The following is a 6,830-nucleotide window of genomic DNA, read 5'->3' as shown; positions in this document are numbered from 1 at the left end:
CCGATGACAGTCTCGCCGTGGCAGACGAACCCGTTGTGCACTCCCCGCGCCCGCCATAGCGGATCGCCCAGCAACGCTGCCTCATACAGATCGGCGGCATCACAACGGCTCGTCAGCCGCGCCGCCGCCAGGTGCAGCGTCTCGACCCGATCCCAACTGCGTTGCTCACGCACCGCGTCCTGCACGGCCTCCAACTGCCAGTCGTCGTCCTCGCGCACCGCGTCCAACCCCGGCAGCAGCACACCACCGGTCACCGCGCGGTGCCAGGCGTGCAGCCCACCAACGCCGTTGGGCACCGACAGCGCCGCCCGCCACGCACCTGCATGATCGGCGCCAGGAGCCACACCCAGCATGAACCGGGCGCGGCTGGTGCTGAGCACGTCGGTCACCGCCGACGTGCCGGGATGCGCGGCCCGCTCCACCCACCATCCGGCCAACGCCGATCCCGCCGCCACGTCTATGCCGGCGCAGCGCGCCGGGTCGGCGTAGCTGCGCGCCAACCCGTCCAGCGCTCGCAGCGTGGCAGGCGTATCGACCAAGGCAGTTGCCCCGCCGCCGAGGTCACCACCACCGCTTCCGGCAGCGCGGGCGAGCGCGGCCAGCCCATCGGCTCCGGTGCCGCTGTGGGTGCGGCCATCGGCCCCCACGGCCTGCACATGCACCACCGGCCCGGTGCGCCGCGCCGCCACGGCGACCTTCACGTCCCGCGCCGGGGCAGGGTTGTGCAGCAGGCGCGGCACCGGCCCACCGGCGTCGCGTGCGGCGACCCGCAGCGCGAGGTCGAATAGAGCGGCGCTCACGCCGCACCGTCTCGGCACTCACTGGCATCAGCCAAACCGCGTGCGGCGGCGGCAAACCCATCCGCCAGCGCCGCCGTCGCCAGGTCGGCGCGACCCCGCTGGGCAGCCTCCCGCACCGTGGCTGTAGTCCACCCCGTGCCAGCCAGCACCGTGTCGGCCCACTGCGCGAAGTCGGCTGCCCCGGCCCGCCCGCTCACGCTGCCACCGCCGCTGCGGGAGTCACGCGCACCGTCTTGGCCCACGCGGGCGTGGTGTCGGCGGCATGTACGCCAATCAGGGCCACGATCAGCGGCACCGGCAGCCGTCGCGCGGGCCAGGGTGTGCCGCCATCGGTGAACACCACGATCACGTTGCCCGCTGGCCGCGCGGACAACGCGGCATCGATACCGACCCGCAGATCGGTGCCCCCGCCCCCGGTCAGCGTCACGTCATTGATCGACCGCACCACGCGCGGCGCGCTGGCCGCCGCATCACAGCACAGCACACGCACTGTGGCCCCGGTACGCCGCAACACCGCCCGTGTTTCCGACAGCGCCGCAGCCAGATCGTCGGCTCCCATCGACCCTGACGTGTCGATAATCAGATCGACGGTGATCTTCGGTGCCCGCAGCGTGGGTAGCAACACACCCTGGGGTGCGCGCCGGTTGGAACGCCGCCAGGAGTGGTGCACCTGGCCCGCCTGGTCCTCGACGGCACGGCGCACCGCAGCGCGCAGCACCTTGGGCCACGGCACCACAGCCGGGGCAAGTTGGGCAGCCGCCCAACGGGCCAACCCCGCAGGTATCGTGCCGCGACCGACACCGCCGCGCGCCAACTCTTGCTGCACTGCGCGGGCCACCGCGACCTTCACCAGATCGGCGGCAGCCGTGGATAGCCCCTTGCCGCTGCCCAAGTCGGCAGCGGCAGGCAGTTCGCCCGGCACTGGGGCATCCCCGGCACCCGATCCGCAGCCATAGCCATCGTCCTCATCGCCACCAGCCTCGTCGTCGCTGCGGGGCGTACCGGGGGGCACCAAATGCCGGTAGTAGACCTCGGCGGCGTGCCCGTCCTCGCAACCGATCCCGGCAGGGGTGACCACACCGGCGGGCAATCCCACACCGGCCGCGATCAGATCGTCGTTGATTTCCGCGTCGGCGGCAACATTCCACATGGTGCGGTCCACCGGCGAATCCACCGTGTCGGCGCGGCCTCCATGGTCGCGCAACACGTGCCCAACCTCATGCAGCAGCACCGCACCGGCCAGCGGAATGCTCCACCCTTCCTCGGTGCCCAGCATCAGTGGATCGACATAAAGACGCCAGTGTCGGTCCACCGCAAACGTGCCCAGCCCTGGCGAAGCCACCGGCGACAGCGCGAACAGTGCCCGCGCGAAATACGGCATCGCCTCCACCGCGGCCATCCGCGCCAACCGCAGCCGCCGCCATTCCTCGGCGGAGAGCGCCCTGACCTCACTCACGCCGCACTCCCCACGTCAAGGCCCGCCGCGATCATCACGTCCTTGAACTTCCGCGCCGCCGCAGGCGGCTTCGCGCCCGGAGGCATCGCCACACTCAAGGCACGCGCCGCTGCCCCCGCCACATCGGGAGCGCCGTGGGTTGCCGCCTCCACCAACGGCCCCCATGCCGTCATCCACGCATCCTTAGTGCCCTTGCCCGACGCCCACGCCACCACACCGGAAAGCACCGCCCACACCTGATCGGGACGAGCCGTGCCCCACGCGACGATGCTGGGGTCTGCGATCACGTCCGCAACGGCAGGCAGGTCCATGCTGGCCCGCCATTCCATGAACTCACTGCCCGCACCGTCACCGACCAGTCCGAGCGCGACCGCGCTGATAGCGGCGGTGTCGTCGCGGCGCAGATGCGCCAGCACTCGCGCCATTGCCTCCCAGGACCGCCGCGACGGCCATGCCCGCCCAGCAGCCTCATCGGTGTCGGGGTACTGGTGCAGCAGCGCGGGGCGGGCCTCCACGAACGCACACACCGCCCCGACTTCATCGGCGCGACGCAATTCGTCGGCGGCAATGCCGCGCGAAGCGGGCAAGGTGGCGAACGAGGACCGCATACCGGTCAGCCATTCCTCGGCGGTTGGCTCAAAGTCGATGTGCAGGAACCGATTCGCCATCGGCGGCGTCAAATCAACACCGCCCGCGCTCCGATCAGGCGGATTAGCAGCCGCCACAATCCGCACTTCATCTGGCAGCTTGGTCCGACCCACCATGCGCTCCAATGCCACCGTGAGCATCGCGGCCTGTACCGAAGCCGAGCACGTGCTGATCTCGTCCAACAGCAAGTAGCCACCGCGTGCCTCAATCAGGGTCTGCGCCCAATCCGGCAACGCGAGCGTCTGCACCGTCCCATCGGTGACTACCGGCCACCCCGCAATGTCAACCGGCTCGCGCTGCGATCCGATCACCGTCTCCACTGGCACGCCATCGGCAGCGGCCAACGCCCGCACCACCGAACTCTTGCCCATGCCGGGATCACTCCACAACAGCACCGGCACCTGAGCGCGGGCCGCAGCGTCAATCACCGTGACGGTCGTGTCCAAATCGGTCATAGCCGAATCCCCTCCTGGGAAAAGCGGACTGGCCCTGATGGCCCGTCCTCACATCACAGGACACTACCGGCACCCACCGACAAGTTGTCGATGGCCCCCGTCCACCGACGACGGGACAACGACGAGCGGCGAACATCGCTACAGCACAACGCGTTAGCATCCCCACCCCACACCCGTGCCGGGTGGGGGCGCAGCGGATTGCACGGGTGTCGCTAGCAACTGGAGGAGCGCATCCCCGTGCCGGGTGGGGTGGTGGTAGGTCCGTGCTCTGGCCCGGAAGCCCGAGCAGATCCGCACGCACGCCGAGTACAGTTAGCCAGTCCAAATCAATGTCGTGGAGGTGCCGCCGAACCTTCACCGTGGTGACTAGGGAATGGTGGATGCCTGTATCTGCTCGGCGAGGATGTCGGCGTGACCAGCATGCCGGGCAAGCTCGGCGATCATTCCCAGGTAGATGAATCGTAGGCTTACCGTGCCCACCAGACGATGCTCGGCAGTGTCGTCCAGTGTGTGTCGCGCGGCAATTTCGTTGGATCGTGCTCGTGCAGCCGCGTACTCGGCGAGCACATCGGCCAAGGTTTCGTCATCGGCGACGTGGAAGCTGGGGTCGCCACCGGTGGCAGCGTAGCCGTCGCAGTCCTCCACATTCATGCCTGCGAGGGTCCGCTGGAACCAGATGCGTTCAGCTGCAGCACAATGCTTGATCAATGAAATCGGCGTCGTCAGCGAAGGCACCAGCTTCTGGCGGGCCTGGACGTCAGAGAGCTGCTCGACTGCGCGGACAAGCTCGTCGCGGTTCAGTTCCAGGGTGTTCTCCAATAATTCGCGCTCGTTTCCCGTGAACGGGCGTCCAGGGTCGAGCGCTGCAGTCATCTTGAACTCCTTTGTGCTCAGTCTTGTTGGGGTGATCTCAGTTTCGTGTGGAGAGGGAGTAGAGGGCACGGCCGGGACATCATGGGACTAGGCGAAAGGCCAGCACTAATTGATTGGCGTCGCATGACAAATTCCGCAGTCTGCTCGTAGTCGCGGCATCATCGCGTCGAGCCAGTGGCGCAGGTCGGTGGTGCCAACATGTGCCGGTCCGCTCGATGATTGTTGATGCCCGGCCGGCGCAATGAGACGCTCGCTCACGACGCCCTTCCTTTGGATCAGCCCTGCGCGACAGCGATGCGCGCCGACTGGCCGGCCACCTCGAGTTCGTGTGCCCGGCGCGCGGCGGCGACCCGATGCACGCGTCGCGGATAGACAGTGCCGTCGCGCTTGGTTCGGGCCTGTGGATAGGCCCTCTCGAACACGTCCTGGTCGTCGAACATCAGCACCACGCTCACGCCGTCGACCTCGGCGACGGCGAGCTGCTCGGCGCTGGCGGCGATGAAGTCATCGACGGCCTGCAGTTCGGCAACCAGCCCTGCCGGCGGCGGCGCGGTGCTGCGCTCGAACTTGGCGTAACGCTTCGCATCGACACCGAGCAGCCGAGCGGTTTCGTCCTTGAGCAGGCCGGCCGCCAGTCGGCGCACGGTGAGGTCACCGCGCTGCTCCCCGCGGTACACCTCGACGACGCGGCCCTGCCGGCTCAACTGCCCCGCAGCCCGGCCCACAGCCACGTGCTGCAGCGACAGCGGATACGCCACCAGATCCCGCAGAGTGCGCGCGCCGGGATGGGCGTCTTCGAATTCCGCCTGGTCGACCACAGCCGTCAGCACCACGGTGCCTTGGGCCGGCGCCGCGGCGATGATCCGCGCGGTCTCCCCGGCGACGAACTCCTCCATTGCAATCAACTCGTCGACGAGCTCCGGACCGACCTCCAAGGCGCCGGTCTCCCGCGAGCGGTACTTGCGCAGATCGACACGCAGCACCGGCACGAGGTCCTCGACCCGCAGACTCAACGCGTTGCGACGAGCGATCAAGTCCGACCACAGGTACGGCGGCTCGTCGATGTTGTCCTCCTGGACGCAGACAGAGGCGGGCAACACACCCGCCCATTCAACTTTATGATTCCTTCTCCCCTCCGGAGAACGCGGGCCGGCCCCTCTTGGCCTGCCCTTCCACGTCGATGCTACCAACGCCGTGCGACGCCAGCGGCTAACCGCCGCGCCGCGGTCCTGTGGCACCAGCGCAGTTACGTCACGGCATATCAACAGCGCTACCTATGGTCGTCGCGGATGCGCCCGACCGGAACGATTGCGACCATGTTGCGAGAGGATCAGGTGGGCTGCGACGAGTTCGGCGCAACGCCGGCACGCGCCGGCCGCGGCCGGGATGTCGGCGACCACCTCCAACCGCGAGCGATTCCTGCCACACCCACACCGGATGGTCACTATGTTGAATGCCAGACATGTTGGCGACGGGGAGAACCCGCGGGTAAACGACGAAGCTGCTGTACGCCCGCGCGATCTACACAGTGATGACGGTGCTAAACCTGGCCCTGTTCGTGCTGAATGCGGGCACCCACGGCACGACGCTAGGCCTAATCGGTACCGGTGGCCTCGCGGTGTTGATGGGCTGCCAAGCACACCGGGCCTGGCCTGGGCCGCGTCAAACCAACCAGCAGTAGGCCACACCTCGCGGCGGATTGGCCTTCCACCACAGGGGATCCTGATCGTAGGACGCGAGATTGATTGCCGCCGTTCAGCTGCTAACTGGATGGTGGCCAACGTCGGCACCGATCAAGACGGGATCGCTGTGACGACCACCGCCGGTGAGAACCCCACGTTGGACAGCCTTGTCCTAGGCTCTTTCGATGGTGTGCCGTTCGGTTGGGACAAGACGGATCACACGAGTGCGCCGGCGGTCACCAAGAGCGGTCAGACATACCGGATCGCCGGAACCGCCGTCGGCCCAGGTCCTTCTGGCACCGGGACGCTGTCCAAGCCGTTTGAGTTGAAGTTCACCTGCCCACGCCGGTAGGTAAGCAATAGTTCATCGGTTACCGGTGTGGGTTTTCCGACTGCTGCGCCGAAGCAGTCTGGACGACGCCGACAACCCGAACCGCCCGCAATGCACGCGTTTTCGGCGATACGCGTTCGACTATTGTTGATTCGCCAGGGCGATGCAATTTCAGAATTTCGTCCCGCCGGGTCCCGCAGCATCGGCGGCTATTTCGAACGGGCCGTTGCCAACGGTCAGGCGCGCATCAGCTTCAGTCGGCCGCGCGCGTTGATCGAATCGTGTCTTACGGAACGACACCGACAAAACTCACCATCACAGGCTGTTCACCGAGCCCGATTCCCCCAACGGCTCAAGCCGCCGGTCCCCTCGGCCTGGACTGATGGACGAAATAGAACATGATCGGGCCGAGATCGAACGACACCTCCACCGTGGCTAGGTGTATGAGGCCATGGCATTGGTAACTCCCGTGGTGAGCTTCGATGTCGGTGGCTGGCCGTTTGATGCTCTGTGAGGCCGGTGGTAGTTGTAGTGGACGTTCCAGATGCCGAGGGCGTCTGCGCGCTGTTGCTCTGATGTCCATGC

The 6,830-nt window shown here is 67.3% G+C and carries 7 protein-coding genes and 1 pseudogene; 2 read left to right on the top strand and 6 right to left on the bottom strand.

Annotated elements, in window-relative coordinates:
* The 5 genes from A9W96_RS26955 to A9W96_RS26930 form a co-directional block, all read right to left on the bottom strand.
* A partial coding sequence (locus tag A9W96_RS26955) for a hypothetical protein (RefSeq protein WP_067144365.1) occupies window positions 1-800 on the bottom strand: 800 nt, incomplete at its 3' end.
* Window positions 801-993: 193 nt separating this feature from the next.
* Entirely contained in the window at window positions 994-2,256 is a 1,263-nt protein-coding gene (locus A9W96_RS26945; RefSeq protein ID WP_067144363.1) for a VWA-like domain-containing protein, read from the bottom strand.
* On the bottom strand, window positions 2,253-3,359 hold the full coding sequence (locus A9W96_RS26940) for an AAA family ATPase (RefSeq protein WP_067144362.1): 1,107 nt from the start codon (window positions 3,357-3,359) through the stop codon (window positions 2,253-2,255). Before A9W96_RS26940 ends, A9W96_RS26945 begins: the two co-directional genes overlap by 4 nt.
* A 366-nt stretch (window positions 3,360-3,725) precedes the next feature.
* The gene (locus tag A9W96_RS26935; protein WP_067144361.1) at window positions 3,726-4,232 is read right to left on the bottom strand and encodes a DinB family protein; all 507 of its coding nucleotides are present in this window, start codon (window positions 4,230-4,232) and stop codon (window positions 3,726-3,728) included.
* A 275-nt stretch (window positions 4,233-4,507) separates the two neighbouring features.
* Window positions 4,508-5,332 (bottom strand): hypothetical protein, encoded by an 825-nt coding sequence (locus tag A9W96_RS26930; RefSeq protein WP_082972647.1) that lies wholly within the window; start codon window positions 5,330-5,332, stop codon window positions 4,508-4,510.
* 431 nt (window positions 5,333-5,763) lie between these two features.
* Between A9W96_RS26930 and A9W96_RS32935 the strand changes: the two genes are divergently transcribed.
* On the top strand, window positions 5,764-5,913 hold the full coding sequence (locus A9W96_RS32935; protein WP_231999923.1) for a hypothetical protein: 150 nt from the start codon (window positions 5,764-5,766) through the stop codon (window positions 5,911-5,913).
* Entirely contained in the window at window positions 5,862-6,266 is a 405-nt protein-coding gene (locus A9W96_RS26925) for a lipoprotein LpqH (protein ID WP_255363008.1), read from the top strand. Before A9W96_RS32935 ends, A9W96_RS26925 begins: the two co-directional genes overlap by 52 nt.
* Window positions 6,267-6,680: 414 nt before the next feature.
* Here A9W96_RS26925 and A9W96_RS31855 read toward each other — a convergent pair.
* Window positions 6,681-6,830, bottom strand: a pseudogene (locus A9W96_RS31855) (IS481 family transposase); the annotation flags it as partial.

It is taken from the genome of Mycobacterium sp. 1245852.3 (assembly GCF_001669335.1).
GTDB lineage: Bacteria > Actinomycetota > Actinomycetes > Mycobacteriales > Mycobacteriaceae > Mycobacterium > Mycobacterium europaeum_A.
This window is presented reverse-complemented; position numbering and strand designations above follow the sequence as displayed.